The organism is Streptomyces sp. MCA2 (assembly GCF_023544705.1).
Taxonomy (GTDB): Bacteria; Actinomycetota; Actinomycetes; order Streptomycetales; family Streptomycetaceae; genus Streptomyces; species Streptomyces decoyicus.
Genome location: NZ_JAMJFM010000014.1, coordinates 1 through 25,007 on the forward strand (window position 1 = coordinate 1; position 25,007 = coordinate 25,007).

25 protein-coding genes and 4 pseudogenes are annotated in these 25,007 nt (G+C 68.9%); 19 read left to right on the forward strand and 10 right to left on the reverse strand.

The features are described from left to right. Nucleotides 1–121: 121 nt before the first annotated feature. The gene (locus M8I34_RS13825) at nt 122–1,045 is read right to left on the reverse strand and encodes a LysR family transcriptional regulator (RefSeq protein ID WP_250049925.1); all 924 of its coding nucleotides are present in this window, start codon (nt 1,043–1,045) and stop codon (nt 122–124) included. Nucleotides 1,046–1,254: 209 nt separating this feature from the next. On the opposite strand from M8I34_RS13825, the gene M8I34_RS13830 reads away from it, so the two are divergent. The 4 genes from M8I34_RS13830 to M8I34_RS13845 are packed head-to-tail and all read left to right on the forward strand — an operon-like array spanning nt 1,255 to nt 3,725. Then, the gene (locus tag M8I34_RS13830; protein WP_250049753.1) at nt 1,255–2,112 is read left to right on the forward strand and encodes an NmrA family NAD(P)-binding protein; all 858 of its coding nucleotides are present in this window, start codon (nt 1,255–1,257) and stop codon (nt 2,110–2,112) included. Then, nucleotides 2,109–2,483 (forward strand): DUF2218 domain-containing protein, encoded by a 375-nt coding sequence (locus M8I34_RS13835; RefSeq protein ID WP_250049754.1) that lies wholly within the window; start codon nt 2,109–2,111, stop codon nt 2,481–2,483. The genes M8I34_RS13830 and M8I34_RS13835 overlap by 4 nt, the downstream gene beginning before the upstream one ends. Continuing rightward, nucleotides 2,473–3,186: an SDR family oxidoreductase gene (locus M8I34_RS13840; protein WP_250049755.1), complete on the forward strand. Its 714-nt coding sequence runs from the start codon at nt 2,473–2,475 to the stop codon at nt 3,184–3,186. Before M8I34_RS13835 ends, M8I34_RS13840 begins: the two co-directional genes overlap by 11 nt. Continuing rightward, the gene (locus M8I34_RS13845; protein WP_250049756.1) at nt 3,183–3,725 is read left to right on the forward strand and encodes an O-methyltransferase; all 543 of its coding nucleotides are present in this window, start codon (nt 3,183–3,185) and stop codon (nt 3,723–3,725) included. The genes M8I34_RS13840 and M8I34_RS13845 overlap by 4 nt, the downstream gene beginning before the upstream one ends. 287 nt (nt 3,726–4,012) lie before the next feature. On the opposite strand, the gene M8I34_RS13850 is transcribed toward M8I34_RS13845, so the two are convergent. Beyond that, the gene (locus tag M8I34_RS13850) at nt 4,013–4,456 is read right to left on the reverse strand and encodes a VOC family protein (RefSeq protein ID WP_250049757.1); all 444 of its coding nucleotides are present in this window, start codon (nt 4,454–4,456) and stop codon (nt 4,013–4,015) included. Between the two features lie 392 nt (nt 4,457–4,848). Here M8I34_RS13850 and M8I34_RS13855 point away from each other — a divergent pair. The 3 genes and pseudogenes from M8I34_RS13855 to M8I34_RS13865 all read left to right on the forward strand — a co-directional run. Beyond that, a pseudogene (locus M8I34_RS13855) lies at nt 4,849–5,121 on the forward strand (Uma2 family endonuclease); the annotation flags it as partial. 145 nt (nt 5,122–5,266) lie between these two features. Then, nucleotides 5,267–5,731: a hypothetical protein gene (locus tag M8I34_RS13860; RefSeq protein WP_250049758.1), complete on the forward strand. Its 465-nt coding sequence runs from the start codon at nt 5,267–5,269 to the stop codon at nt 5,729–5,731. Next, a complete protein-coding gene (locus M8I34_RS13865) occupies nt 5,728–6,339 on the forward strand; it encodes a hypothetical protein (RefSeq protein WP_250049759.1) in 612 nt (203 codons plus the stop codon). The genes M8I34_RS13860 and M8I34_RS13865 overlap by 4 nt, the downstream gene beginning before the upstream one ends. 273 nt (nt 6,340–6,612) lie before the next feature. Here M8I34_RS13865 and M8I34_RS13870 read toward each other — a convergent pair whose 3' ends face one another. Further along, nucleotides 6,613–6,834, reverse strand: coding sequence for a hypothetical protein (locus M8I34_RS13870; protein WP_250049760.1), 222 nt, complete (start codon nt 6,832–6,834; stop codon nt 6,613–6,615). A 422-nt stretch (nt 6,835–7,256) separates the two neighbouring features. On the opposite strand from M8I34_RS13870, the gene M8I34_RS13875 reads away from it, so the two are divergent. Beyond that, nucleotides 7,257–7,532, forward strand: coding sequence for a hypothetical protein (locus M8I34_RS13875; protein WP_250049761.1), 276 nt, complete (start codon nt 7,257–7,259; stop codon nt 7,530–7,532). A 522-nt stretch (nt 7,533–8,054) separates the two neighbouring features. Beyond that, nucleotides 8,055–8,153, forward strand: a pseudogene (locus tag M8I34_RS13880) (GNAT family N-acetyltransferase); the annotation flags it as partial. 84 nt (nt 8,154–8,237) lie between these two features. On the opposite strand, the gene M8I34_RS13885 reads toward M8I34_RS13880, so the two are convergent. Next, entirely contained in the window at nt 8,238–9,662 is a 1,425-nt protein-coding gene (locus M8I34_RS13885; protein WP_250049762.1) for an amidase, read from the reverse strand. Nucleotides 9,663–9,807: 145 nt separating this feature from the next. Here M8I34_RS13885 and M8I34_RS13890 point away from each other — a divergent pair. Next, nucleotides 9,808–10,385, forward strand: a pseudogene (locus tag M8I34_RS13890) (IS5/IS1182 family transposase); the annotation flags it as partial. Between the two features lie 21 nt (nt 10,386–10,406). Here the strand turns inward: M8I34_RS13890 and M8I34_RS13895 are convergent. Next, complete coding sequence (locus tag M8I34_RS13895; RefSeq protein ID WP_250049763.1) at nt 10,407–11,123, reverse strand: SDR family oxidoreductase; 717 nt, start codon at nt 11,121–11,123, stop codon at nt 10,407–10,409. A 71-nt stretch (nt 11,124–11,194) separates the two neighbouring features. Here M8I34_RS13895 and M8I34_RS13900 point away from each other — a divergent pair, with 71 nt between their 5' ends. Next, nucleotides 11,195–12,010: a helix-turn-helix transcriptional regulator gene (locus M8I34_RS13900; protein ID WP_250049764.1), complete on the forward strand. Its 816-nt coding sequence runs from the start codon at nt 11,195–11,197 to the stop codon at nt 12,008–12,010. A gap of 452 nt (nt 12,011–12,462) precedes the next feature. Beyond that, nucleotides 12,463–12,693, forward strand: a pseudogene (locus M8I34_RS41880) (RICIN domain-containing protein); the annotation flags it as partial. 139 nt (nt 12,694–12,832) lie between these two features. Here the strand turns inward: M8I34_RS41880 and M8I34_RS13905 are convergent. Beyond that, nucleotides 12,833–13,375, reverse strand: coding sequence for a VanZ family protein (locus tag M8I34_RS13905; RefSeq protein WP_250049765.1), 543 nt, complete (start codon nt 13,373–13,375; stop codon nt 12,833–12,835). Between the two features lie 80 nt (nt 13,376–13,455). Here M8I34_RS13905 and M8I34_RS13910 point away from each other — a divergent pair, with 80 nt between their 5' ends. The 3 genes from M8I34_RS13910 (at nt 13,456) to M8I34_RS13920 (ending at nt 16,083) form a co-directional block, all read left to right on the forward strand. Next, nucleotides 13,456–13,629 carry a hypothetical protein gene (locus tag M8I34_RS13910; RefSeq protein ID WP_250049766.1) on the forward strand — a complete coding sequence of 58 codons (174 nt, stop codon included), beginning with the start codon at nt 13,456–13,458 and terminating at the stop codon, nt 13,627–13,629. Nucleotides 13,630–13,867: 238 nt separating this feature from the next. Then, complete coding sequence (locus M8I34_RS13915) at nt 13,868–15,112, forward strand: dicarboxylate/amino acid:cation symporter (protein ID WP_250049767.1); 1,245 nt, start codon at nt 13,868–13,870, stop codon at nt 15,110–15,112. Beyond that, complete coding sequence (locus tag M8I34_RS13920; protein ID WP_250049768.1) at nt 15,109–16,083, forward strand: low specificity L-threonine aldolase; 975 nt, start codon at nt 15,109–15,111, stop codon at nt 16,081–16,083. The genes M8I34_RS13915 and M8I34_RS13920 overlap by 4 nt, the downstream gene beginning before the upstream one ends. Here M8I34_RS13920 and M8I34_RS13925 read toward each other — a convergent pair. Both M8I34_RS13925 and M8I34_RS13930 read right to left on the reverse strand, forming a co-directional pair. Further along, nucleotides 16,026–16,928 (reverse strand): LysR family transcriptional regulator, encoded by a 903-nt coding sequence (locus tag M8I34_RS13925; protein ID WP_250049769.1) that lies wholly within the window; start codon nt 16,926–16,928, stop codon nt 16,026–16,028. The two genes, M8I34_RS13920 and M8I34_RS13925, sit on opposite strands and share 58 nt — an antisense overlap. A gap of 114 nt (nt 16,929–17,042) precedes the next feature. Then, nucleotides 17,043–17,741, reverse strand: coding sequence for an MFS transporter (locus M8I34_RS13930; RefSeq protein WP_308372289.1), 699 nt, complete (start codon nt 17,739–17,741; stop codon nt 17,043–17,045). A 140-nt stretch (nt 17,742–17,881) separates the two neighbouring features. Between M8I34_RS13930 and M8I34_RS13935 the strand changes: the two genes are divergently transcribed. The 4 genes from M8I34_RS13935 to M8I34_RS13950 all read left to right on the forward strand — a co-directional run bounded on the left by M8I34_RS13935 (nt 17,882) and on the right by M8I34_RS13950 (nt 21,584). Further along, nucleotides 17,882–18,655 carry an alpha/beta fold hydrolase gene (locus tag M8I34_RS13935; RefSeq protein WP_250049770.1) on the forward strand — a complete coding sequence of 258 codons (774 nt, stop codon included), beginning with the start codon at nt 17,882–17,884 and terminating at the stop codon, nt 18,653–18,655. A gap of 665 nt (nt 18,656–19,320) precedes the next feature. Beyond that, complete coding sequence (locus tag M8I34_RS13940; protein WP_250049771.1) at nt 19,321–20,625, forward strand: DUF2993 domain-containing protein; 1,305 nt, start codon at nt 19,321–19,323, stop codon at nt 20,623–20,625. A 64-nt stretch (nt 20,626–20,689) separates the two neighbouring features. Beyond that, nucleotides 20,690–21,253 carry a GNAT family N-acetyltransferase gene (locus tag M8I34_RS13945; protein ID WP_250049772.1) on the forward strand — a complete coding sequence of 188 codons (564 nt, stop codon included), beginning with the start codon at nt 20,690–20,692 and terminating at the stop codon, nt 21,251–21,253. A 130-nt stretch (nt 21,254–21,383) separates the two neighbouring features. Beyond that, entirely contained in the window at nt 21,384–21,584 is a 201-nt protein-coding gene (locus tag M8I34_RS13950; protein ID WP_308372290.1) for a helix-turn-helix domain-containing protein, read from the forward strand. 1,086 nt (nt 21,585–22,670) lie between these two features. On the opposite strand, the gene M8I34_RS13960 is transcribed toward M8I34_RS13950, so the two are convergent. Together M8I34_RS13960 and M8I34_RS13965 are read right to left on the reverse strand one after the other, a co-directional pair. Further along, complete coding sequence (locus M8I34_RS13960; protein WP_250049774.1) at nt 22,671–24,119, reverse strand: cell wall metabolism sensor histidine kinase WalK; 1,449 nt, start codon at nt 24,117–24,119, stop codon at nt 22,671–22,673. Then, a complete protein-coding gene (locus M8I34_RS13965; RefSeq protein ID WP_284050312.1) occupies nt 24,116–24,892 on the reverse strand; it encodes a response regulator transcription factor in 777 nt (258 codons plus the stop codon). Before M8I34_RS13965 ends, M8I34_RS13960 begins: the two co-directional genes overlap by 4 nt. Nucleotides 24,893–25,007: the final 115 nt, after the last annotated feature.

Consider the following 25,007-nt stretch of genomic DNA (forward strand, 5'->3'; position numbering starts at 1 on the left):
GGCGGTGTGCGGTGGCGGTGGCGAAGCACAGGTCGAAGAACAGCTCCAGTGGGGTGGCTGCACGGTGCTGCTCACGCGTGGAGCGTGCGCTCGTCCGGCTCAGGGCGGGCTGGGAGGGTGCTCATGCCGATGGGCGGTGGGAAGCGGGCCCGCCGGCGTGTGGGGGGCCGGTGAGGTGGGTTTGGGCGGCGGTGCGGAAGGCGGTGATCAGGCGGTTGCGGTCGTCGGAGCGGGTGGCGAGGACGACACGGCCCGGCTCGACTCCTTCCAGGGGGATCGTGGTCAAGTCGGGGCGGTTGTAGGTGGCCATGGCTCCCGCGGGTGTGATGGCGACGGCGTCACCGGCGGCGACGAGTTCGAGTTTGTCTTCCACTGTCTCCGCCAGGGGCCCCTCGGGCGCGCGGCGTCCGTCGGGGCGGGGGTCGATGCGCCAGAAGGCGTTCCACGCAGGGTCGCGCAGGCGGGGTGTCGGTTCGTCGGCGATGTCGTCGAGGGTGACGGACTCCTTGCCGGCCAGGCGGTGGCCGGCGGATACCAGCAGCAGCCGCGGCTCGTCGTAGAGGATGGTCACATTCAGCTGGTCGGTGGGGAACGGCAGCCGGGCCACCACCGCGTCCACTCGGTGGTCCAGCAGGGCCTCGCGGGGTTCGTTCCAGGACAGGTGCAGGGTGTGGACGTCGGCGTCCGGGTGGCGTCGGCGCAGGGCCTGCACGGCGGGGGTGATGATCAGGCCGGTGGTGTAGCCGATGGCCAGCCGGTCCGGTTCGGCCGCTGCCCGGGTCTGCGCCACGGCTCGGGCCGCCGAGCGCAGCAGCGCCTTGGCCTGGGGCAGGAACACCGCTCCGGCCTCGGTGAGCTCGACGCCGTGCGGCGTGCGGTCCAGCAGACGGACTCGCAGTTGATCTTCCAGGCGCCGTATCTGCCGGCTCAGGGCGGGCTGGGCCAGGTGCAGGGCTGCCGCGGCGCGACCGAAGTGGCGGTGTTCGGCGACGGCGGTGAAGTAGCGCACCAGCCGAAGATCCAGATCCGCGGGGGGATCAGACATGTCAGGCATAGCTCGACTGTAACGCCGCTCGACTGGCCATCACTCACCCCAGGGCGCCTCTGAGCTGGGGTGATGCCGTTCTGGCATCGCGCTTTGCGTAACTGGTCTTGGACGGCGGACCCCTCGTGCACGCACGGTGAATGCATCAGCCCCACGAGCCACCTCGGCGCGACGGGGCGACAGCGAGATTCATTCGGAGGACATGCACGATGTTCGTCATCATGGGAGCCAACGGGCAGACCGGCGGAGCCGTTGCCCGCACCCTGCTGGAGCAGGGCCGGCCCGTTCGGGTGGTGCTGCGGCCCGGCCGTGACGGCCAGGACTGGCACAGCCGGGGCGCCCAGGTCGCCCACGCCGATGTGCAGGACGCGACCGCACTGAGCGATGCCTTCGCCGGAGCCCGGGCGGTGTACGTCCTCAACCCGCCGGACTACGCATCCGACGACATGCTGGCCTCAGGCCATGCCGTCGCCGACGCCTACCGCACGGCACTGGACGCCGGCGGCGTTCGGGCGGTCGCGCTGTCCTCGATCGGCGCCCAGCACCCCGAGGGCACCGGCAACATCGTCACCACCCACATTCTGGAGCAGGCCCTGCGTCCGCTGGGCGCGAGTTTCGTGCGGGCGGGCAACTTCATGACCAACTGGCTGCCCAGCCTGCCGGCGATGCGCACCGGTGCACTGCCCACCTTCTTCGCCCCGTTGGACCGGCCGGTCCCGCACGTCGCCGTGGCCGACATCGCCGCCACGCTGGTGCGTGAGCTCCAGCGCACCGACAGCCGCACCATCGAGCTCGCCGCCCCGGCGGACTACACACCCGCCGACGTCGCCACCGCCTTCTGCGCCGCGCTCGGCCGGCCCGTCACCGCGCAGGTCATCGAGCGCGCCCAGTGGGAGCAGACACTCTCCCAGTTCGGCCTGCCCCAGGCGGCGATCGGCAGCTGGGTGGAGATGTGGGAGGGCTTCAACACCGGGCACATCCGCTTCGAAGGCTCTCCCGAGCGCGGTCAGGTCACCATCGAGGACTTCGCCAAGGCCGGCCTCGCGCAGAGGGAGGCACAGCAGTGACCGGCCGCTCCCGCGCGCGCGTCGCCACCGACAGGCCCCACCGCTACGCCAAGCAGCTCGCAGCCCACCTGGGCCGGCGGATCAACGCCACATGGGACGAGGAGAGCGGGCAGGGCCGACTGGCCTTCCCGAACGGCACGGGCACCCTCGCCGCCATCCCCGACGCCCTGGTGCTGACCGTGGAGAGCAGCGAACCGAACTTGGCGGCTCTGGAAGACGTCGTCGGCCGTCACCTGGTGCGGTTCGGCCTCAAGGACGAACTCGTCGTGCAGTGGCGGCGCGAGCACACAACCGCCGAGGCCGCGCAGCGCCGCCGGCCCGATGCCCTCGAAGACTCACCTCTCGGCCAGGACCATGACCATGAACGGTAAGAACATCCTCATCACCGGCGGCACCAGCGGTATCGGGGCGCTCACCGCCCGCCTGCTCCTGGACAGCGGTCACCAGGTCGCCGTCACCGGCCGCAGCCCGAACAAGCTGCAAGCGTTCCTGGAGGAGGCGGGACGGCCGCAGGAACTGCACGGGATCATCGCGGACGCTTCCGACTGGCAGGCCACGCAGGCCGCCGTCACCGAGACCGTCGAGCGCTTCGGCGGCCTGGACGCCGCGGTGGCCGGTGCCGGGTTCACCGCCGCCGACCACTTCCGCACCAGCGGCACGGCCATCAGCGATGGCGACCCGACCCTGTGGCCGGCCATGGTCCTCACCAACGTGCTGGGCCCGGCCCTGCTGGCCCGGGCCGCGCTGCCCCACCTGCGGGAAACGGGCGGACGGTTCGTACTCATCGGCAGCGTCGCGGGGCTGAAGAACACCCCGGGGAACCTGTATTCGGCCACCAAATGGGCCGTCACCGGCCTGGCCGAGAACATCCGCATGTACGCCACGACCGTCGGCGTGGGCGTCACCCTCATCTCGCCCGGCGTGATCGACACCCCGTTCTGGGGCGAAGGAACCACACCTCCCTTCGCCATGTCGGCCGAGCCTGTGGCCGGGGCAATCGGCTTCGCCCTCGACCAGCCCGTCGGCGTCGACCTCAACACACTCACCATCCGACCGATCGGACAACCCATATGACCACCGCCCCCACGGCTGCCGACCGCTTCGGCGACATCAAGGCTGCCACCCTGACCCACCTCGAACAGCACGGCTGCGGCTGCTACCCCTACGCCGACGGAAGCCTGCTGGCCACCCTCACCGCCGCCACCAAGGCGACGACCGTGGTGGAACTCGGCACCGCCCTGGGCTACTCGGCGGCCTGGTTCGCCACCACCGGCGCCCACGTCCACACCATCGACCGCGACCCGACCCACAGCCGACGGGCGCACGAGCACCTTGCCCGGCATGGGCTGGCCGACCACGTCACCGTGCACACCGGAGAGGGCACCGACATCCTCCCCGGAGTGGCGGACCAGGACGCGGACGTGGCCTTCTTCGACGGCTACCCGCCCACCACCGCCGCGGTCCAAGCACTGGCCGCCACTTTGCGCCCCGGCGGTCTGCTGATCGCTGGCAACATGACCCTGGGCGGCCAGGCAGAGCAAATCCGCGGCCGGCTCGCCTCCTGGCAGCACACCGACCTCGGAGAAACCCTCCTGGCCGTCAAACCCCAATGAGACAGGGCCTATCTCGAATGCGGTCGTCGACCTTCACCCCGTGCGGGGGGTGGTTAATGCCCGTGCAGGGCAGCTATTCGCGCTGTTCGTCGCTACCAGCCGGGAGGGGGCTCGTGCCCAAAATGACCGGTGCTTCTGCGCGGTCGTGGCACCGCGGAGCGAGCACGTCGCCGACTTCCGAGGCGACCGTGCCCCCGTGAGCCGAAGAACGATGGTTGACACCTGCGGGCCTTGGTGACCTGGCCGTTGTGGCATGGCAAAGCACGTTGATTGTCACCGAGCTCTGGTCAGTTGATGTCGAACTCGTTCCCTTCGGGGTCCTTCATTCCGACCGCGTAGTGGTCGATTCCTTCCTCGTACATGACAACCGTGATGAGGGCGCCCAAGCCCATCAGGCGGTCGGCTTCGGCGTCCACTCGCCTCTTCCGCGTCTCGATCGGGTCTGTCCGGTCGCCGCTGGCGTGGATGTCGATGTGCAGCCGGTTCTTCACGGCCTTCGCGTCCGGGACCACATGGAACCAGATGGCCGGTCCACTGCCCTGCGGATCGCTGATCCGGTCCGCGCCGCCGGTCAACGCTTCTTCGGGCAGCCCCAGGTCACGGTAGTAGTCGTTCCATGTGGCGAAACCGGATGGGGGCGGTGCGAGTTCATAGCCCAGTGCGGCGGCCCAGAAGTGGGCCTGGCGGTCGGGGTCGGCGCAGTCGATCACCAGCTGGTAGCGAACGGACATCGGGATTCCTTTCTCAGCCGCACAACTCAACCCGCCATCCTGCCAGTCGCGAGACAAGAGCCGCGGCCCTGGAGAGCCACGCACGGACGCGAAGTGACAACAAGCCTGCCCATGTGACAACCATCGCGCTTCGCGCTCATCCCGCACGGGGCAGCGCTCAACCTTCAGTGAGAACGCGCAACCTTCGCTGCGGGAGGTCAGCGAGATCACTCTCACCCTCCCGCCACCGTCGCCTGAGCCGGGCCCCGAGGCGTAGCCGCGTCCGGCGTGCAGGGCGGGGACGCGATGACCGGGACGTGGGCCTGGCGGTGCCGTGCGGGTGGAGCGTGCCGCGCCCGTACGGTGTGGCGTTGAATGGGTGTGAAGTCACGCGGCCGGGCTCCGCCACTCGGGTGTCACCGAGGTGGGATCGCGAGGCAGCGGCGGAGACGATCCGTGACCAGATCCGGGAGCGGGCCAGGGAGCTCGATTGCGTCACCGGCTCAGGGAACCTGGACCTGCCCGGTTCCTTCAACTGGTGCGTGCCTGACATCGCTTTGGTGCCGACGGCGGTCGCGAAGGGGGCGGGGCCGCTGCTTGCCGCGGATGCGCTGCGGGTCGTCGAGGTGACCTCGGAGTCCAACGTGGATACGGACCGTGTGGTGAAGCGGCGCCGGCAAGCGGAGTAGGGGGCGCCGGTGTACTTGCTCGTCGATCGGATCGTGGCCGGGCTGGATGCCGAGACGGTCGGCACAGGCCGTGTACGGCGGGCACTTAAGGGCTCCCCAAAGGACGATGCGCACCGCTCCGGCTACATAGCATGCTCACGCCATGAGGAAGTTCACCGCGTTAGCGACTACGGCCCTGACCACCGCGACTCTGCTGTCCGGCACCGTGCACACCGCCCAGGCCGCAGCCGGACCGACCTGGAACAAGAACGTCCATTGCAAGGCCACGGACCCCGAAGGGCGCCACATAGTCACCCGATGGGGCAACCCCCACCTCGGCTGGAACCACTTCACCTATCGCCACAACATCCGCGTCTGTAAGATCCTCACCGCCGCTATCCATGGCAAGGTCGACCACAACGACCATCAGGGGCGCCTGGAATACGACGGCGTGGCCGTCAAGACAGGCCCCCGGCCCCAGCAGGTCCGCTTCAAGGTCATCGTCCAGTACTCTCGCAAAACCAAGGACAAGAAGTACGACGCCGGCAAGGGACAGACGATCGGCGTTGTCAACGCCTTCTGCCGCAACCAGGCCGACAACAAGTGCCCCGCATGGATGAACAAGTGACGCACCCTGAAGACCGAGAGCAGCAGGCGGCCATCAGCCGTCTGCTGTTGGACTACCTGAACGGACCCATCGCCGAGGGCTGCCGCCTGCGCGGCGTCCTGCCCGCCCCTGGCGCCGTACGGATCGCGATCCACGCCGGGGACGACGACGAGGGCGCCACCTTCCTCTACGAGATCCCCTACGACGCCGTGGCCCCCGCCTACATCCCCCGCATCCTGCGCACCACCCTGGCCGGAACCCAGCTCTACAGCAGCGACGATGTCAGTAGCACCATGGGGATGACCCTCGTCCGCCTCCACCCGGAGGACATCACCCCCGCCCCCGAGCCCGAACAGGGCCAGGCGCTCAGTATCCTGCGCGCCCTGTCCGACCCCGTCGACGATGAGAACCCCTTCCTGATCGGCTTCCTGATGAGGGGCGACAGTCGGCTGCGCCTGTACGTGCAGGATCCCGGCGGCGACGGCATCATCGGCGCCGACATCCACCTGGCCGACATGCTCACCGCGCTGATCGCCTCTCTTCCCTCCCTCGTCAGGGAAGAGGAGCGCCACCAGCCGGCCCCGGACGACCCGCACTGCGATCTCCTCGTGGACCTGACCGGCTGGTAGGGCTGTCGAGCCAACCGCAGGGCCACGATGGCGCCCCGCACCACGGCTGAGGTCTCAGATTCACGAGGCTGTTCTCACTCCCTATCCGCCGGCACCAACCCGTTCGTCGTGGACCTGGTGCGGATCCCGTGACCACCCGGTTGATGGCTCCACCAAATCCCCCGCCGGCGGGCGGCAAGCTCACCCTTTCCGCCTCGCCGGATAACAAGGGGGCCGGCGCCGAGGGCAGCTTCGAGTACAACGAGTCGACCACACCTCCAGGCTCCCGAAGGGCTACTCTCTGGCCGGGGCGGCGCCCGGCCGCTTGACGATCCGATCGTCGACCTCGATCGACTTCCAGAGCCGGCGGCTGATCCGGACCTTCACGGATTCGCCATCGGCAAGGCGGACTTCGACGAAGTGGTACATGTTCGAGCCGTCGAGCATTCCCCGGGACTTATGGGTGACGATGCCTTCCCAGGAGTCGTCACGTCCGATTTTGCGAGATTTGAACATGCTGTGGAGCTTACGAGGACCGGCAGCCGACTCTGTAGGTCCTTGAGTCCTGTCCTGGGGATGACATATGTCCTGCCGGACCACCGTGGCCGTTCACTGCCGGGAGCGACGTGCGGCCTGGCGCCGGCTCTGCTTCAGTGCGGCGGGAAGGTCCACTGGCGGCCACGGCGAAGTCTCCGTCAAGGATGCGCATGACGGGCGTCGGCTCCAGGCGATCAGGGTCAATCCGCCCCTGGTCCTGGGATGGTGTGGCCGCTGATCGTGCAGAACGTGGACGGACAGCTGAATCCCAGTCCATGCTGGAGGCTCACTGCGGCACCGGCCACGTCGCATGTCACAGTTCGACGTGATGGAGCGACTCGGAGGGCAGTTGCCTCATCTGACCAGGAGACAAACGAAGCAGGAGACCGAAGGGGTACCCGATGAGCGACATGACCGATGAGGAGATCGTCCGCGCCGTACGCGGGATGGCGGCGATGCAAGCCGAGCGCGAGAAGCTGGCCGAGCAGGTCTCGGCGCTTCGTACCGCGGTGTCCCCAGAGGACTTGGCCGAGCGCAATCGTTTCGGCGAAGCCATGGCGAAGATGGACACGAAGATCCTTCTGGAGTCCATTGAGGTCCTGGGCCGCATGGGTATGACACTCGCCTCACAGGCTTGCTACGCCGTCGCCAGGGAAGAAGGTTGCGCCACCCATTGACGGTGAGGCCGCCTCAGCCGAGCCTGCGTTTCCTAGCCCAGCTGCCACCGGCTCCAGTCCCGCATCTGGTCCAGAGCCACTGTATGGGGCCGCCTCCATGAGACAGCCCTCGGCGGACTCGCGGAGCAGAAGCTGCTCGACCAGCGCACCCAGTCCCCGCCACTCACACACGGAACTGGTCCTTCTGGCGAAGACGGCCCCAGGCCGTCGACAGGCAATGCCACGACAATCAAGCACCGGCTCAGGCAACGACTTTCGGGCGACGATTCGAGCTGCGGACCTGTCGGGGCCTATGGCTGCGGCGGTTGCCTCGGATTCCAGCCCTCCCGGGATCACCACTTATTGGTAGGTGGTGACCCCCATGCCCTTCACCGTCGGTACGGCGGAGGCGGTAGGCGGCGCGACAGAGGTCAGCTCTTGAGGCCTTGCCGCTTTGCTGGTCATCGGGAGTACGGCTCGCGAGCACAGCCAGGTCTTGAGCCGCCTCTCGGCCACCAACGCCGCTGTGGTAGCCCAGCGGTCCTGGCCGTCGAGCCGGCGAACCGCACCTACTCCGCTGCCTCGGTCTCGGACCGCGGCGACGACTACTTCCACCAGTTCACCGACCGGTACAACGCTTTGAACGGCACATTTACTGCGCCGGCGGATCGCCGCACCTGTGACCACGGCTCCGTTTCCGCAGGTGTGGCCTGTATGCCGGTCGCGTCAGGTGAGGTCGGGGCTGCGGCCGTGCACGGGGCTGACCGTTTCGAGGGCGCTGCCCAGGCGCAGGATGGTCGCTTCGTCGTACCAACGGGAGACGAGTTGCACGCCGACCGGCAGACCGCCGCCTGTTGTCCCGAACGGCAGGGCCAGCGCGGGCAGTCCGGTGAGGTTGAAAGGAACGGTCGCCCGCATGATGCCGTGTGCCGGGACGGTGACGCCGCCGGCCTCGAATTTTCTCAGGGCGTGCGGCGGGGCGGGAATGGGGCACACCGGGCACAGCAGGGCGTCGTAGCGCTCGAAGTATCCGGCGAACATGGAGCTGAGCCGTTCGACCTGCTGCTGTGCCGCGACATAGTCGGCCGGCTCCACCTCTGGCGCGGCGAGCGTTCGCTGGAGGAGGGTGCCCAGCTCTGATACGCGCCCGTCGGCGGCCTTGCGGAAGTACGGCACGATCTCAGCGGTGTACAGCACCGCGCTCAGCGCTGTCGCGTCGAGGTTTTCCAGACCGGCGGGAGCGGCCGGTTCCACGACGCAGCCGAGGTCGCGCAGCGCGTCGGCCGCGGCCGCCACGGTGGCGGTCACTTCGCTGTCCACCGGACCGAAGGCGGGCTCACTTGCCCAGCCCACCCGCAGCCCGGCGAGCCGTTGCGGTGCGCCGGCCGAAGCCGGCCGCGGGGTCGGCAGCGCGTGGCGAACGTATCCGTCTGCACCGTCGGGACCGGCGAGGACGCTGAGAGCGGTCGCGATGTCCCGCACGCTGCGGGCCATGGGACCCACGTGCCAGTACCGGCGGGGCACCTCGGGCCAGTGTCCGGTGACAGGTATCCGGCCCCGGGTGGCTTTCAGCGCGACGATGCCCGTGTCATGAGCGGGGCCCCGCACCGAGATGGCGACGTCACTGCCCAGTCCGAGCGGGGACATCCCCGCGGCGATGGCGGCCGACTCGCCGCCGCTCGACCCGCCCGGAGTGCGTTCGGCGTTCCAGGGATTGTGGGTCCTGCCGACGAGCGGGTTGTCCGTCTCGGTCCAGTAGGAGAACTCCGGCAGGTTCGTCTTGGCCAGGGGGATGCCCCCGGCAGCCCGGAGCCGGGCCACCACGGTCGCGTCCGCGTCCGCGACATGGTCCTTGAACAGCGTCGAACCGCGTGTGGTCACCACACCGGCCACGTCCAGCGAGTCCTTAATCGTGAAGGGCACGCCGTGGAACGGACCGACGGCCGCGCCGGCGGCCACGGCCTCGTCCGCCGCTTCCGCCATGGCGAGCGCCCGTTCGGCGAGCACCGTCACCGTGGCGTTGACCTTCGGACCGACGGCCTCGATCCGGTCCAGGTGCGCGTGTGCCACCTCGGCAGCGGACACCTGCCGGGTGCGGATCAGTGCGGCTAACCCGGTCGCGTCCCACCTGTGAAGCTCGTTCTCGTCCATCGCTCCTCCTGGAACCCATACTGATCGACAACACTCGGCATTATGAGGCCGCGAAGGTCGGCAGTTTCGGGGGTCGCCTGGGGATGAGTCAGGCACAGGTTCCGTGAGCATGGAGTTGCTGACGCACTGTGAACATGGGAGACCTGTGCCTGTGCTGCCGTCATGGCTGACCGAACCACTGTGGGACCAATTCGCCGTGTTGCTGCCCTAGCGCGCCGAATCCGATCCGGCTGACCTGCTGACCTGCTGACCTGCTGACCTGCTGGGCTGCCACCGGCGCCGGATCGACGACCGGATCGTCTTCGAGAAGCATGACCGACGGCTACGCAACCCACTCGGCCGTGTTCCGGTCGGCGCCAACCCTCACGACTCACGCCTGCTCACCCCCACCCTCGATCTCTTGGCGGAACGTGGGCCGCTGCCGGACGAGATCACCGCTCACCTGGGCGCCGGCTACGACGGCGCCGCCTCTCGCTCCGCCCTGATCGAACGCGGGTTGCATGGCCAGCTCGCCCGCAAAGGGGTCAACGCCCCGGTGCGGGCCACGCAGCGCCGGTACGTCGAGCGCACCCATGCATGGCAGCACGCCTTCCAGCGCCTCGCTCGCTGCTACGAACGCCGCGAGACCGTCATCGACACCTTCTTCGGCCTCGCCGACACACGATCACCACGATCCGTCGTCCGATCCGCCGAGCCTGGACCACCCACCGCTGGGACACCCGTTCCCGAACCGCCCATGACGGATCACCAGGGCATAGGCGTTCCGTCCCAGGAGAAGAAGCCACCGGTGGGGCCGTCATCCGGCAGCAGGGCCAGGCGGAGGGCACCCCGCGCGGCCTCGGCCGGGTCGCCTCCGGCAGCGGCGGCCCGGGGATTGAGATCGGTGGCCCGCAGGCCGGGGGCGAGCGCGTTGACCTTGAAGCCGTCCTCGGCCAGCGTCTGGGCGTAGAGGACGGTGAGGGCGTTGAGAGTGGCTTTGGACGACCGGTAGGCGGCGGCGCCGCCGCTCCCCGGGGTGAACTGGGGGTTGGGGGTGGTGCTCCAGGTCAGCGACGCGGTGCCACTGGAGATGTTGACGATGCGCGGGCGCGGGGACCGGCGCAGGGTGGGCAGGAAGGCATTGGTCACCGCCACCACCCCGAAGACGTTGGTCTCGTATGTGCGCCGGTACTCCTCGACGCCGGTTTCGGTCGGCGGGGCGAGTGACGGGGAGATGCCGGCGTTGTTGACCAGCACGTCCAGGCGGTCCACTTGAGCCGCGGCCTGTGCGATGCCGCCGGGATCTGCCACGTCGAGGATCAGCAGGCGGGCCCCGGCGCCGATCTCCTCGACGGCCCGCTCCCCGCGCCCGGGGTCGCGGGAGCCCACGTACACGGTGAGGCCCTCGGCGGCGAGCAGCCGGGCGATATGCTTGCCGATGCCCTTGTTGGCACCAGTGACCAGAGCTGTGCGTTCGTTCATGGCAACCATGCTTCCCTGGTCGTGGGTGCCCTGCCAGGGACAGCCTGTACCAGGCAGTGGGAGGAGGCGACATGGCACGGCAGGAGCTGGCCCACTACCTGCGGGACCGCCGGGCGGCCCTGCGTCCGCACGAGATCGGCTTGGTGGCGACGGGCACCGCCCGCCGCACACCGGGTCTGCGCCGCGAAGAGGTGGCGGAGCTCGCGCACATGTCGGTCGACTACTACACGCGGCTGGAGCAGGCCCGCGGGCCGCGGCCATCGGCCCGGATCCTGGACGCGCTGGCCCGCGCACTGCGTCTCACGCCGGCCGAGCGCAGCCACCTGTTCCGCCTGGCGGGTTCGAGCGCGCCGCCCGGCCTCAGCGCCGTGCGGCGGGTGCGCCCGCACGTGGCCCGGATGCTGGAGCGGCTGCCGGAGACCGGTGCCATCGTCACTGACGCGGCGTACGACGTCATCGCCTGGAACCCCTTGGCCCGGGCCCTGCTCCGCGCCGACCTTGGCGGCGGGACGACGAACCTGGCCCGACGTCGCTTCCTGGGCCAGGAGCGGACGTACGCGAGCTCCAGCGCCAAGGAATTCGGACACATCGTGGTGGCGCGGCTGCGCCGGGCCGCGGACCGCTACCCGCATGACCCGCAGCTGGCCGCCTTGCTGGCCGAACTACACGCCGGCAGCGAGGAGTTCCGGCAGATCTGGCAGGCGCGTCCGGTCCACGCTCCCGGGCACCGCACCAAGACCCTGGACCATCCGGAGGCCGGTGCGCTGCGGTTGAACTGCGATGTCCTGCTCGTGCCCGAGGATGACCAGGAGGTCGTCCTGATAACGGCCGACCCCGGATCACCTGCCGCGCGAACCCTCCGCAGGCTGGCAAGTCAGACGTCCTGAAACGAAGGACCGATCGACGATCGCCGCGCCGAGCCGGGCGTCGGTGAAGGCTGGTGCTCACCGACGCGTCGAGCGAGGCCGAGCACGGCTACCGCCGAGTTGCGAGCTGGCACGGGCCCCATACCGTGGAAGCGGGCCCTTCCTGCATTCCAGGAGGGACAACCGCCAGGTCTCATTCCGGCCGGTCGATTGACGGTGGTTGCGATGAGCCGACGAACCTTCCCTTCTTGTCCCTCTGACCGTTTCGCTGGTGGCTCTGGCACTCGCGCCCCTCGGCGCCTCCGCGGGGGACTGCGACAACTTCCTGGGTGGAGTCTGCCCGCCGTTCTCGAACCCCCGGCAACCGCCGGCCTTCGGTGACGGATGGTGGAACATCAAGAGCGCGTTCACCAACGATCTGGTCGTGGACGCCCCCGTCTCAGGCGCCGTAGCCACCCTTGAGCGCAACCGCAATGGGGAGAGCCAGCAGTTCCGCTTCCGGCCCAAGGGGGGGCGGCCAGTACCAGATCGAGCTGTGCGGCACGGGACTGTGCCTGGAAGGCAGCGACGACTGGAAGGACGGAAGGGCACTCGTTCACGCGAATACCTGCGACGCGCAGACCAGCTATCAGTTCTGGAAGATCGAATCCCACTCGAAGGGCTTCTTCAGGATCAGGCGGTCAGCGGGCGCGTTCCGATGCCTCGACGCACACAACCCGGCTCTGACCGCCCCTCCACGGGGAACCCATGTGCAGGAATGGACCTGCCATGGCGGGTGCTCACTTGAGGCCGGCTGTCTCACGCTGCCCGGACGGATACTGAAGTGGTCTGGGAACGATGGGGTCAGAGATCTTTCCCGCTGGCGTTCGGGCTGGCCATGGGGTTGCGTGCGCGGTTGGAGCGCTGGGGCATGCGGGGCTCGCGGGCGGCGCGCGTGTGTGAGAGAGCCGCTGCGGTGCAGGCGAAGCCGGCCAGTGCGCCGAGGGTGTTGCCGGTGAGGTCGTTGATGTCGGCGCTGCGTCCGGAGTGGGTCAGGTATTGGGTGGCTTCGATGGCGAGGGAACCGAGGAATCCCGACAGAGCTGCCTGGTGCCAGCGCATCGGGAGGAGTGCGAGGAGGATGCCGCCCGGCGCGAACATCAGCACATTGAGAACGGCGTCGACGATGTCGGCCTTGTTGGTGATGTCCAGGGGCTTCAGGTTAACGGTCTGGCCGCCGCCGGAGGGCGTGCCGAACGTGAAGTAGATGACGCCGGACACCCAGAACCACAGCAAAGCGAGAGCCATGCGCCGTGACATCTGCTGAGGGTACTTGCGTAGGGAGGTGGCGCTGTAGATCAGCACTCCGCCCAACACACCGGTGAGGAGGGCAATCAGGAAGAACATGGCCGGACGGTAGCAGTCGGATATGTGAGGCTCTTCACTGGTGAGACGGTTGGCCGGGGGCCTCGCCTTTCTGGACGGGGATGACGGACGACTCGAAGACCCGCACCGGCTTTCTGCCCCGCACCATGGCCGCCTCCTTGCGCAACCTCGCCATCAGTGTCTTCCGCCAGAACGGCCAGACCGACAGCGCCGCCGCCCTCCGCCACACCAACCCTGGCTACCTCAGCCCCCTGACCGCCCTCGGCCTCACGTGATCTCCCCGGACAGATCCTCATCACGCAATGAGCCCCCGCCTCGCGACTCACCCTCGCCGGTCGTAGGACGGCCGCACCGGCCCCCTCGAGGTTCACCCTCGCCGGTAGCAGTACGGCCGGACCGGCCCCCTCACGACAGTAGCTCCGCTTAATCGCCACCTCAGAAATCGTCGCTTGCCCTGCCGGGAATCGCGCCTGATCCTGTGGGAAATGGACTCGGCGGCTGGGGAGATGTGCGATGAAGACGCAATGGTGGAGATCTCTTGGCTGGCAGATGGTCGTCGCCACCGCCCTCGGAATTTCCGCGGGTCTGGCCATTCCCGGTGTGGCCATCCATTTCGAGATCCTCGGTGACGCCTTCCTCAACCTCATCAGGATGGCGATCGTCCCGCTGATCCTGCCGCTGATCGTGCTGGCCATCGTGCACCTGGGCTCGCTGCGCAGCGTCGGCAGGCTGGCCGGCAAATCGATCGCCTACTTCGAGGTCGTCACCACGATCATCATCGTTTTCGGTGTTCTTCTCGGGAATCTCACGAATGTCAGCGGCCCGAAACCGACCGGCATCGATATCGGCGAGGTCACCCAGAAAACCGCCGAGGGTCTCTCTGTTGAGCAATTCGTGCACACGATGATTCCGGAGAACATCATCAGTGCGATGAGCCAGGGGGATCTGCTCGCCCTGGTCATCTTCGGGGTCATCTTCGGCATCGCCATGATCCAGCTCGGGGAACGGGTGCAGGGGGTCACCAAGGTCCTCGACCAGCTGTCGCAGATCATGTTCGGCTTCGTCCGGCTGGCCATCCGGCTCTCGCCGGTCGGCGTGTTCGGGTTCCTGGGCTACAACGTGGCCAAGTACGGCACCGACACCCTGATGAGCCTCGGCCACTTCGTCCTGGTCGCGTTCATCGGGATGCTGTTCGTCGCCGTCGTCCTGTTCGGCGCGATCGCCATGATCTTCCGCGTGAACTACCTGGACCTGCTCCGGTCGTTCTCCGACATCCTCTTCCTCGGCTTCGTGACCCGCAGTTCCGAGGCACTGTTGCCGATGACGCTGGAGCGACTGGGCAAATACGGTGTCGACTCCCGGATCGCGTCCTTCGTGATGCCGATGGGCTACTCCTTCAACGCCGATGGCACCAGCCTCTACCAGGGCCTGGCCCTCCTCTTCGTCGCTCACACCTACGGCATCGACCTGTCGATCGGGCAGCAGATCACGATGATGCTGTTGCTGATGCTCCTCACCAAGGGCATCGCGGGCGTCCCGTCCTCGTCCCTGGTCGTGCTGATGTCGGCGGCCACCGTGCTCGGCCTGCCCGCCGAGGGTGTGGCGCTGCTGTTCAGCGTCGACTTCATCGTGGACGCCGGCCGCACCGTCGTCACGATGATCGGCAACTGTCTGGCCACCGTGATCGTGGCCAAGTCGGAGGGCCAGTTCCGCCGCCCCGGCCTGCCGGAGAAGACCACGGAAGCGGTGACCGCATGACCATCGACCTGCGCTCCGACACCGTCACCCGACCGACACCGGCCATGCGCGCGGCGATGACCCGCGCCGAGCTGGGCGACGACGGCTACCGGGAGGACCCGAGCGTACGGGCGCTCGAGGAGGAGATGGCCGACCTGTTCGGCCACGAGGCGGCGCTGTTCGTACCGAGCGGCCACATGGCCAATCTCGTCGCCGTCGCCGCCCAGACACACCCCGGCGACGGACTGCTGCTCGACGAGATGTCGCACATCTTCCGCAGCGAACGCGGCTGGCCGGAGCGGATCACCCGCCTCCGGCTGCACACCGAGGCACCGGCCGAGAGCGTCACCGTCGCCTGCGTCGAACAGACCCAAGGCAACCGGGGCGGCCGCGTCCTGCCCCCGGACGCCCTGGACCGCCACCGCGGCGCGACCGTACGGGTGCACTGCGACGGCGCTCGCGTATGGAACGCGGCGGCCGCCACCGGCATCCGCCTCGCCGAGTACGGGGCCCGCGTCGACACCCTCGCGGCCTGCTTCTCCAAGGGGCTCGGCGCCCCCGTCGGCTCCGCAGTCGTCGGCTCCCGCGAGACGATCGCGCGGGCCCGCGACTGGCGACATCTGCTCGGCGGCCGGATGCGGCAGGCCGGGGTGCTGGCCGCCGCCGCCCACCATGGTCTGCGTGAGCACCGCGCACGCCTCGTCGACGACCACGCGAACGCCGCGCTGCTCGCCGCCGCGTTGCAACCCTGGCTGGAGGTGCCGGTGGAGACCAACATCGTCTTTCTCCGCACCCCGGGCAGCGCCCCGGCGGTCGAGGAACGCTGCCGTGAACAAGGCGTCCTCGTACGGGCCTTCGGCGCCGACCAGATCCGCATCGTCACCCATCTCGACGTCGGCACGGCCCAGGTGACACAGGCCGCGGACGTCCTCGCTCAGGTGCTCTCCAGCACCGGCGAGCACAGCCGTACGGACTCCTCCAGGAGCACCTGAACCGCGGGCAACCGCAACCGTGACCGGCGCACCACGAGCCCGACGGAGCGGCCGAGCGCCGGCCCGGTCGGCAACGCCGCGACCCCGTGCCCGGACACGACCATGCGCGGCAGCACCGCGACCCCAAGTCCGGCCTGCGCCATCGCCAACGTCACCGAGGCGTCGGGACAGTGCGTACGGATCCGCGGAGCGAAACCGGCCCGCCGGCACGCCCGCGTCACTACCCCGCACAACACACTGGAGTTGGCGTCCATCAGCCACGGCTCGTCCCGCAGATCGGCGAGCTCCACCCGCTCGCCCTGGAACAGCGGATGATCCGGTGCGGCGATCGCCTGCAACCGGTCGTACCCGAGCACGGTGGTGCGCAGATCACCGTCGGCGGGCAACTCCTCCTCGTACGAGGCCACGAACGCGGCATCCACCTCACCCGCGGTCAACGCCCCTACGGCGTCACGGCTGTTGAGGCTGTGCAGGGTCACCGTCAGATCGGGGTACGTACTGGCCAGCCCCGCCAGCAGACTCGGCAGCAGCGCCCCGGCCGCACTCGGGAAGCAGCCCACTCTCAGCGTCCCGGCCACCGTCCCCTTGAACACGGCGAGCGCCTGCTCGGCCTGCTCGAGCTCACCGAGCGCCCGCTCCGCGTACTCGACGAGCAACGCCCCCGCAGCGGTCAGCCGCACCCCGCCCGGCACCCGCTCCAGCAGATCGATCCGCACCTCCTGCGCCAGCACCTTCAGCTGCTGGGACACGGCGGACGGCGTCAGATGGAGCTCCTTGGCCGCCGCCGCGATGGAACCCCGGTGTCCTGCCTCGACCAGCATCCGCAGCCGCGAGAGTTCAAGCATGAGCAAATACTAGAGATCCGGACGACGGCCACGGGCGATCCGTACGACGACCACGGGCTCGAAGATCCCTCGACATCCCCCAGAAACGAAGAAAGCGCCTCGACGAGTGCAATGTCAGCAGCTGTGTGTCCGTTTGGCAGCCATCGCCGCCAGTGTGCCCAGGGTGAGGCAGGTGGCCATCACGGCTGCCATGGGTGCGGGGCTTCGGGTGCCGAATAGCCCGACCAGGGGGGAGGCGGCTGCGCCGAGGAGGAACTGGCCGCCGCCGAGGAGTGCGGAGGTGGCTCCGGGTACGGCGCGGCCGCGGCTTTGAGCGAGGGTGATGACGGCTGGGAAGAAGAGGCCGAATGCGCTGATGGTGATCAGCAGGCAGAGCCAGGTCAGCGGCATGGTGCTGCCGGTGGTCGCTTGGATGAGAAGCAGCGCCGCTGCTCCTGACATGGCCAGGATGGCGCTGATCATGAGGAGGGTCTCCGGGGGCCGGTGTCTGGCCAGGCGCCCGTAGGCGAGGCTTCCGGTCATGTTGCCGACGGCGTTGACGCCGTAGACCAGGCTGGAGAGGGCTGGGGAGAGGTGGTAGATGCCCTGGAAGACGAAGGTCGTGCCGGCGATGTAGGCGAAGACGGCGGCACCACCGAAAGCGAGCGCCAGCACCGGTGTGAGGACGGCGGGCTGTGCGGCGACCTGCCCGATAGCGCGCAGGCCGGCGGCCAGGCCGCCGGTGAGGCGGGCATTGGGCGGGTGAGACTCGGGAATCCAGCCCGTGCGGTTCCGGGGCGCCTTCGCGGGCCCTTTTCGACATCCAGGAGGGATCCCATCTCAGGTCGGGTTGCACGAGATTGAGCGGATACTTCTCGCATGAAACGGATCCAGCTTCGTAGGGCCCGGCGACACGTCGGCTGCCATAGGTGGGCCGGCGGTTGCCGGGCCCGGGCCAGTAAGGAGCGCACTGCATGCCATACGCCGTGACCGCGGACGGAGTCCATATCGCTTACCAGATCCGGGGGAGCGGTGAATGGCTTGTACTGCTCGCGGGCCAGGCGAACAGTCACCGATGGTGGGACGGAGTCCGTGACGACTTCCATGCCACCCGCCGTACCATCACGCTCGACTACCGGGGCACCGGCGAGAGCGGCAAACCCGATCGTCCCTATAGCACCCAGGGGTTCGCTGACGACGTGGTTGCGGTCCTCGACGATCTCGGTGTCGAGCGGGCTGATGTCTATGGCACGTCCATGGGCGGCCGCGTGGCCCAGTGGCTTGCCGTCCGCCACCCGCATCGCGTTCGGGCACTGGTTCTGGGCTGTTCCTCTCCAGGCGGCCGGTACGGCATCGAACGCAGCGACGCCGTGCGCCGCTCGCTGTCTCCGACGACACCCGCCGAGGCTGAGGGGGCACTGCTCTGCCTGATGTACACCCCTTCCTGGCTGGCGAACCACCCCGGCCCGTACAACACGCTGGGCGATGCCACCATGCCGCCCTATGCCCGCAGACGGCACCTCGCCGCGAGCAATCACCACGACGCATGGGACGTACTGCCAGACATCGCTGCGCCGACCCTTGTGCTGCACGGCACCGACGACCAGCTCAACCCCGCGGCAAACGCCCCTTTGCTGGCAGACCGAATTCCGGGCGCCGAGATGCAGATGATCGACGGCGCACGACATGCCTACTTCGAGGAGTTCCGCGAGACGGCAAGTGGGCTGGTTCTTGACTTCCTCGGGTGAACGTATGTGGCGGCAGACGCACCTACAGCGGGTAGGCAGCCTGGTCGCGGCAGGTCGGCGCGAGTGGGAAACCCGCCGCAGCCTGGGACGCCGTCGACTTGTACAAGAGGCTCCTAGCTTGATCTTCAACGGTCGGCGTCGAATGGTGAGTCGAACTTGATCACTTGGTCGGTAACCGCCGGACACGGAAGCGGGCTTCATCTGGACATGTGTGCTCCGGCCAAGGAACACACAGGTCCAGCACGAAGGTCGTAAGGATGAGTCTGGCCGCGTCCTGACCCAGGCCCGCGCGACGAGGCAGCCGTCCGTCCGGGTCAACCCGTCTCCCTGGTCCTGGGGCTGGTGTGGCTGCTGATCGTGCAGAACGTGGACGGACAGCTGAAACCTGGTCCATGCTGGAGACTCACTGCGGCACCGGCCAGGTCGCGCATGTCACAGTTCGACGCCTTCACCAGCCAGAGCCTGCCCCGGGGCCCGCGTCGTGGCACGCGGATGCGGGCCACGCCCCATCGCTTCGTACTGGGGTGAATGGGACAGGCCAACTTCAACTGAACGCAGCGCCCGGGCACGGCGCCGGCTCCGGCTTCGGCGCCCTCTGCGTAGGTATCTCGAAGACTGTGCACACAACTTGGTTCGAGTGCTTGGGCTGTGGTCGCATGGTGGCGATGTTCTCCAACGAACCTTCCGCAGATTCCAAGGCGCGGGTACCGGCGAGCCGTGCTGCCCAGGACGGCCCGGCCTCGGACAACCAGGGCCCGGACGAGTCGTCGGTCCAGGGCAACACCGTCGGCCCCGACTCCGGTGCAGGCACCGGCAGCGCCACCACCTCTGACACCGCCGTCACCGACAACGGCACGGACTCGGGCGCCGGCTCTGGCGTCGGCACCAGCACCGCCGCTACTGCCGCCGACAGCGGCACGACCTTGACCACGGCCACTGGTGCCGAAAACAGCGTCGTCGGCGCAGCTGGAGTCGTAACCGCAGCCGACGCAGGCACTCACAACACGGTCACCAGCGACCAGAAGGAGCACTCGCGGGCCGGGCGCAAGCCGCGTCGGATCGTGCGGAGGACCGCGAAGTCGGTCGTCGCGTTGGCCGTTGTTCTTGCGTTTCTTGCGCTCGGTGACCGGTGGGCCGTGCTCTACGCGGAGAACCTGGCGGCGCAGCAGGTGCAGAAGGCGCTGAAGCTGCGCGCCGAGCCCGAGGTGCACATCGACAGCTTCCCGTTCATCGGGCAGGTGCTCGCGGGCAACGTCGACCACGTCGAGGTCAACGTCCCCGATGTCGACGCCGGGCCGGTCTCCGTCGCCCAGGTGGAGGGGACGGTGGACGGCATCCGGATCGTCGGCAGCCTGCCGTCCTCGGTCAAGGGTGCGGTGCTGAGCCGGGTGCGCGGTGACATCCTGCTGGACTTCAAGGACCTGAACCGCGAAGTCGGCGCGTCACAGGTCCACTTGAGGCCCGGCCCCGGGAAGAACACGGTGATGGCCGGCGGCGATCTGCCAGTGGGCGACAGGCAGGCCCAGATCCGGGGGCGTGCGCAGCTGGAGCGCACCGGGGACCGAGGCCTGCGCATGACCGTGCGGGACACACGGGTGGTGGTGCCCGGTCTGCTCACGTACGTACCGGGCAAGGGCGGTGGCTTGCAGCTGACTGCACCCATCGCCGAAAAGATGGACGCGGGCGAGCTGCAACAGGCGACCGGGAAGCACGTCCTTCCGCAGCAGATGATGAAGGGCCGCGTGCTGGACACGCTCGTGGACCATCCCTCGCTGCTCAAGCCCACCGGCATCGATCCCTCACTCGTCCAGGGCCTACAGAAGCTCCGTGAGCCGAAGGTCGCGCAGCAGCTGGAGTTCTCCGGGCAGCTGCCGGACAACCTGCCGGGCGACATTCGGCTGCGCGACATCTCCGTGACGAAGGACGGCGTTCGGGCCCAGCTGTCCGGCAAGGACGTACCGGTGGGCTAGCGAGCTCGTGCATGGTTGGTGTCAAGGCGTGGGCTGCCCAGCTTGCTTCAGGCATGATCGACTCGTGGACACCTACCTGGAGACCGAGCGCCTGGCCCTGCGCCGCTTCACTGCCGATGACGCGGACCTGTTGATCGAGCTGGACAGCGACCCGGCGGTGATGCGCTACCTGACGGGCGGCAATCCGACCCCGCCGGAGGTCGTCCGCGAGCGCGACCTGCCGAGAATCCTCGCCGGCTATGAGAAGTGGGGCGGTGACCTCGGACTGTTCGCCGCGCAGGAGAAGGACGGCGGCGCCTTCATCGGCTGGTTCATCCTGCGTCCCGAGCCGGAGGGCCCGCTGGACGAAGTCGAGCTCGGCTACCGGCTGCGGCAGGCGGCTTGGGGGAAGGGGTATGCCACCGAGGGCTCGCGGGCCTTGCTGGGCAAGGCGTTCACGGAGCTCGGTGTGCGCATGGTCTGGGCTGCGACGATGTCCGTGAACCACGGTTCGCGCAACATCATGGAGAAGCTCGAAATGAGGCTCGCGGACACCATCCCTACTCCCTCCGACATGGAGATGATCGAGGGCTCCGAGCATGGAGGCGTACGGTACGAGATCACCAAGGAGCAGTGGCAGCAGCAGTAGCCACGGTGTGAACGGCCGTTTTGTATCCACGCCCACCGGAACCGGTAGGTGGACGGCAGGAGCCGTACCAGGTTGAACCCGAGGCCCGCCACGGACTGTTGGCCACCGTCAACGGCACCTCTTACGGGCGATCAGCGACTGGACCGGCAGAGCAGTAGCGGCGGCGCGCAGGGCTCGGCTCGGCCGACCGAGCGCCATGGATGAGGACGAGGTCCGGCACGCTCGCGCGCTCCTCGCCCGTCGGGAGCACACGGTCTCGTCCATTGCGAAGCTGCTGGGTGTCCTGCGTAACACGGTGTACAAGTACGTGCCCGACCTGGCTGCCGGGTGAGACTCCCTCGTCGCCGGGGAGAGCCCATCACCGCCTGCTCCCCGTTTCTGACCCCCACCGCATCGGTTGTGGCGGATCCGCTATCACCGGCGAGCCTCTGACCTGCGCGCTTAGAGCAACAGCTCCTCATCTGAGGGCCGTTCGTCTTTCCTGGGCTTCCGTTGTCAGTGGTGGGCTCTACCGTGGTGGCACGGCGATTGGCAGGTCAGGAAATGCTAAGGGGGAGGCGGCATGCCCGAGTGGGCTCTCGCGATACTCATTCCGGTCGGTCTGCTAGCAGTGGGCCTGGGGGTGTTCTTGGTCTGGGCCCGGCTGGGGACGAAGGAACCGTTGCCTCACGACAACAGGATGCCGGAGACCCATTTTCGGACAGGGTGATGGTCCCGGCGGCGGCTGACCGGCGGCGTCCGGTTCGGCATGGCCGCCTTTGCCGCGGCCGAGCAGGGCTGAAGCCGGCGGCCGGGAACATGCCCCTGCCCCGGAACGGGGTCGTCGCGGCCAGGAACCGGTAACCAGGGACGAAGACGATGTCGGCCCACGCAAGCGCGTCGAGGCCGTGGGCGACGAAGTACCACAGGCCATCGCCGCCGGTCACGAGACCGGGTGCCGCCCCGCGCACCCGCACCTCGTACGGCATGCTCGCGCGGGTCGTGAAAGCTGCGCGGGAATTCCGACATCGAGCGGCTTCGCACCCTCGACACAAGGACGGCAGCGCGATGCGGCGGGAGGCCGGCACAGGAACGAGGTTATGTGGGGGCGTGACTTCGATCTGCCCACTGCGGGGACCGGGCAGATGTCACCAGCCGGAGCGTCTTCCACGTTGCAGTACACCGCCCGTCCCATTCCTCGCCCCACCTCCACCGATCTGACCGAATCCGCGACCAAGGAGGAACCCCTGACTTTCGGCTCCCCAGGCCCCCGGCAGCACCCTGGCGGGCCAAGCCGGCCGCTCACGGGCCAACTGAAGGGCACGGTCACCCCTCGACCCCAGTTCGGCATAGGGGTCGCACGCTCAGGCCGGCTCTCAGCGAAGAATCGGAACGACGATCTTGACTGGGCGCCGCACTCCAGAGGCGGCCGTCGAGGCTACGGTTCCTCGACGCGGGGGAGCCACACCTGGAATGCGGTGTAGCCCGGGCGGCTGGTCAGGGCGACGCGCCCGCCGTGCGCAGTGGCCACCGCCTGGGTGATGGCCAAGCCCAGGCCCGTGCCGCCCGCGCTCCTCGAACGCCCGTTGTCGGTGCGGACGAACCGGTCGAAGACCTCGGACTGCAACCGCTCCGGTACGCCGGGTCCGTCGTCCTGGACCAGGATTTCCACCTCGTGGTCCCCTTCGGCGAGGCCCACCGTCACCCGGGTGCCCGGCGGAGTATGGGTGCGGGCGTTCGCGAGCAGGTTGGTGAGCACCTGCTGAAGTCCGCGCTGATCGCCCCCGAGCACCACGGGCTCCTCGGGAAGCCGCAGTTCCCAGCGGTGTTCCGGCCCGGCGGCGTGGGCGTCGCTCACCGCGTCGAGGACGAGACGGGTCAGATCCACCGGCTCGGTCGCCAGCGGGCGCCCCGCGTCCAGCCGGGCGAGCAGCAGCAGATCGTCCACGAGCTCACCCATGCGCACGGATTCGCTGCGGACCCGGCCGAGGGCGCGCCGCACCTCGTCCGGCACCGGCCCGCGGCTGCGCAGCGCCAGCTCCGCGTGCCCGCGGATCGAGGCCACCGGGGTCCGCAGCTCATGGCTGGCGTCGGCAGCGAACCGGCGCAGCCGCTGCTCGCTGGCGAGCCTGCGGGCGAGCGACTCCTCGACGTGCTGAAGCATCCGGTTGAACGCGCCGCCGACCCGGCCCACCTCGGTTCGGGGGTCGGTGTCCGGGACGCGTGGAGGCATCGCCACCTCGCCTCCGGCGAGGGGCAGTTGAGCCACTCGCGAGGCGGTGGCCGCCACCCGCCGCAGCGGGCGCAGCGACAGCCGGACCCATACCGCGCCGGCGATCCCGGTGACCAGCAGCGCGGCCCCGAACACCACCGCCTCCACCAGCTCCAGCCGGCTCACGGTGTCCGCGACGGGTTGCAGCGGCAGCCCGGTGATCAGCACATCACCGGCCGGGCCACGGACGCCCATCACCCGGTACTCGGCGAGCGTGGAGAGCCGGATACTGCGGCCCCGGGCGTCCGCGGGCACCTGTGCCAGCGCCCGGCGGTCGGCGGCGGTGAGCGGCACCGGGGTCTCGGTCCGCTCGCCGACCACGGCGGCCCGGGTCACCGATCCGCCCAGCACACAGGCACCGAAGGTGCCGGCGGCCTGTCCGCGGGTGTCGGGACCACCGTTGTTCCCGCCGGACGCCCCGGCCGGGTCCAGGCTCGCCGGGAAGTGGCCGCCGATGGTGGTCAGCTGCTGATCGAGCCGGCGTACCAGGAAGCCTTCGAGGGCGGCGGTGGTGGCCACGCCGACCGCGAGGCAGCTCAGCGCCAGCAGGGCCACCAGCCCGAGGGTGAGCCGTGCCCGGAGGCTGCGCAGGGCCGGGCGGGCGGGGAGTTTCATCGCGGGTCCGACTTGAGGACGTAGCCGACCCCGCGCACCGTGTGGATCAGCGGGGAACGCCCAGCGTCGATCTTCTTGCGCAGATAACTGATGTAGAGCTCGACCACATGCGCCTGGCCGCCGAAGTCGTAGCTCCACACCCGGTCGAGGATCTGGGCCTTGCTGAGCACCCGCCGGGGGTTGCGCAGCAGAAAGCGCAGCAGCTCGAACTCGGTCGGCGTCAGCTCCACCACCTGTCCGCCGCGGGAGACCTCACGGGCGTCCTCGTCCATCACGAGGTCGCCGAAGGCCAGCAGCTTCGTGGTGTCCGTGGTCCGGGTCATGCCGGCCCGGCGCAGCAGCCCGCGCAGCCGGGCCAGCACCTCTTCCAGGCTGAACGGCTTGGTGACGTAGTCGTCGCCGCCCGCGGTGATGCCGGCGATGCGGTCCTCCACCGCATCGCGGGCCGTCAGGAACAGCACGCACACCCCCGGCGCCTGGGCGCGCAGCCCCCGCAGGACCTGGAGCCCGTCGATGTCGGGGAGCATCACATCCAGCACCACCGCGTCGGGCCGGAAGTCATGGCCGGTGCTGAGCGCCTCCTCACCGGTGCCTGCGACGCGGACCTCCCAGCCCTCGGAGCGCAGTACGTCGGAGAGGATTCCGGCCAGGTCGGGTTCGTCGTCGACGACGAGCACCCGCACCGGCGTGCCGTCGGGATGGCGCAGACCGGGCGTGCCGTCGGGAGGGCGCGGACCGGGCGGGGCGGAGGAGGGGGCATCGGGCGTGTCCATGGTCCCGGCAGTATCCCGCCCCAAGCTCTGAGTTTCCTCTGAGTCCGCTGCCGAGGGCCCGTAGCTCCCCTTTCAGCGGAAATCCAGAAGTTGCGCTGCCACGGTGTGCCGACCG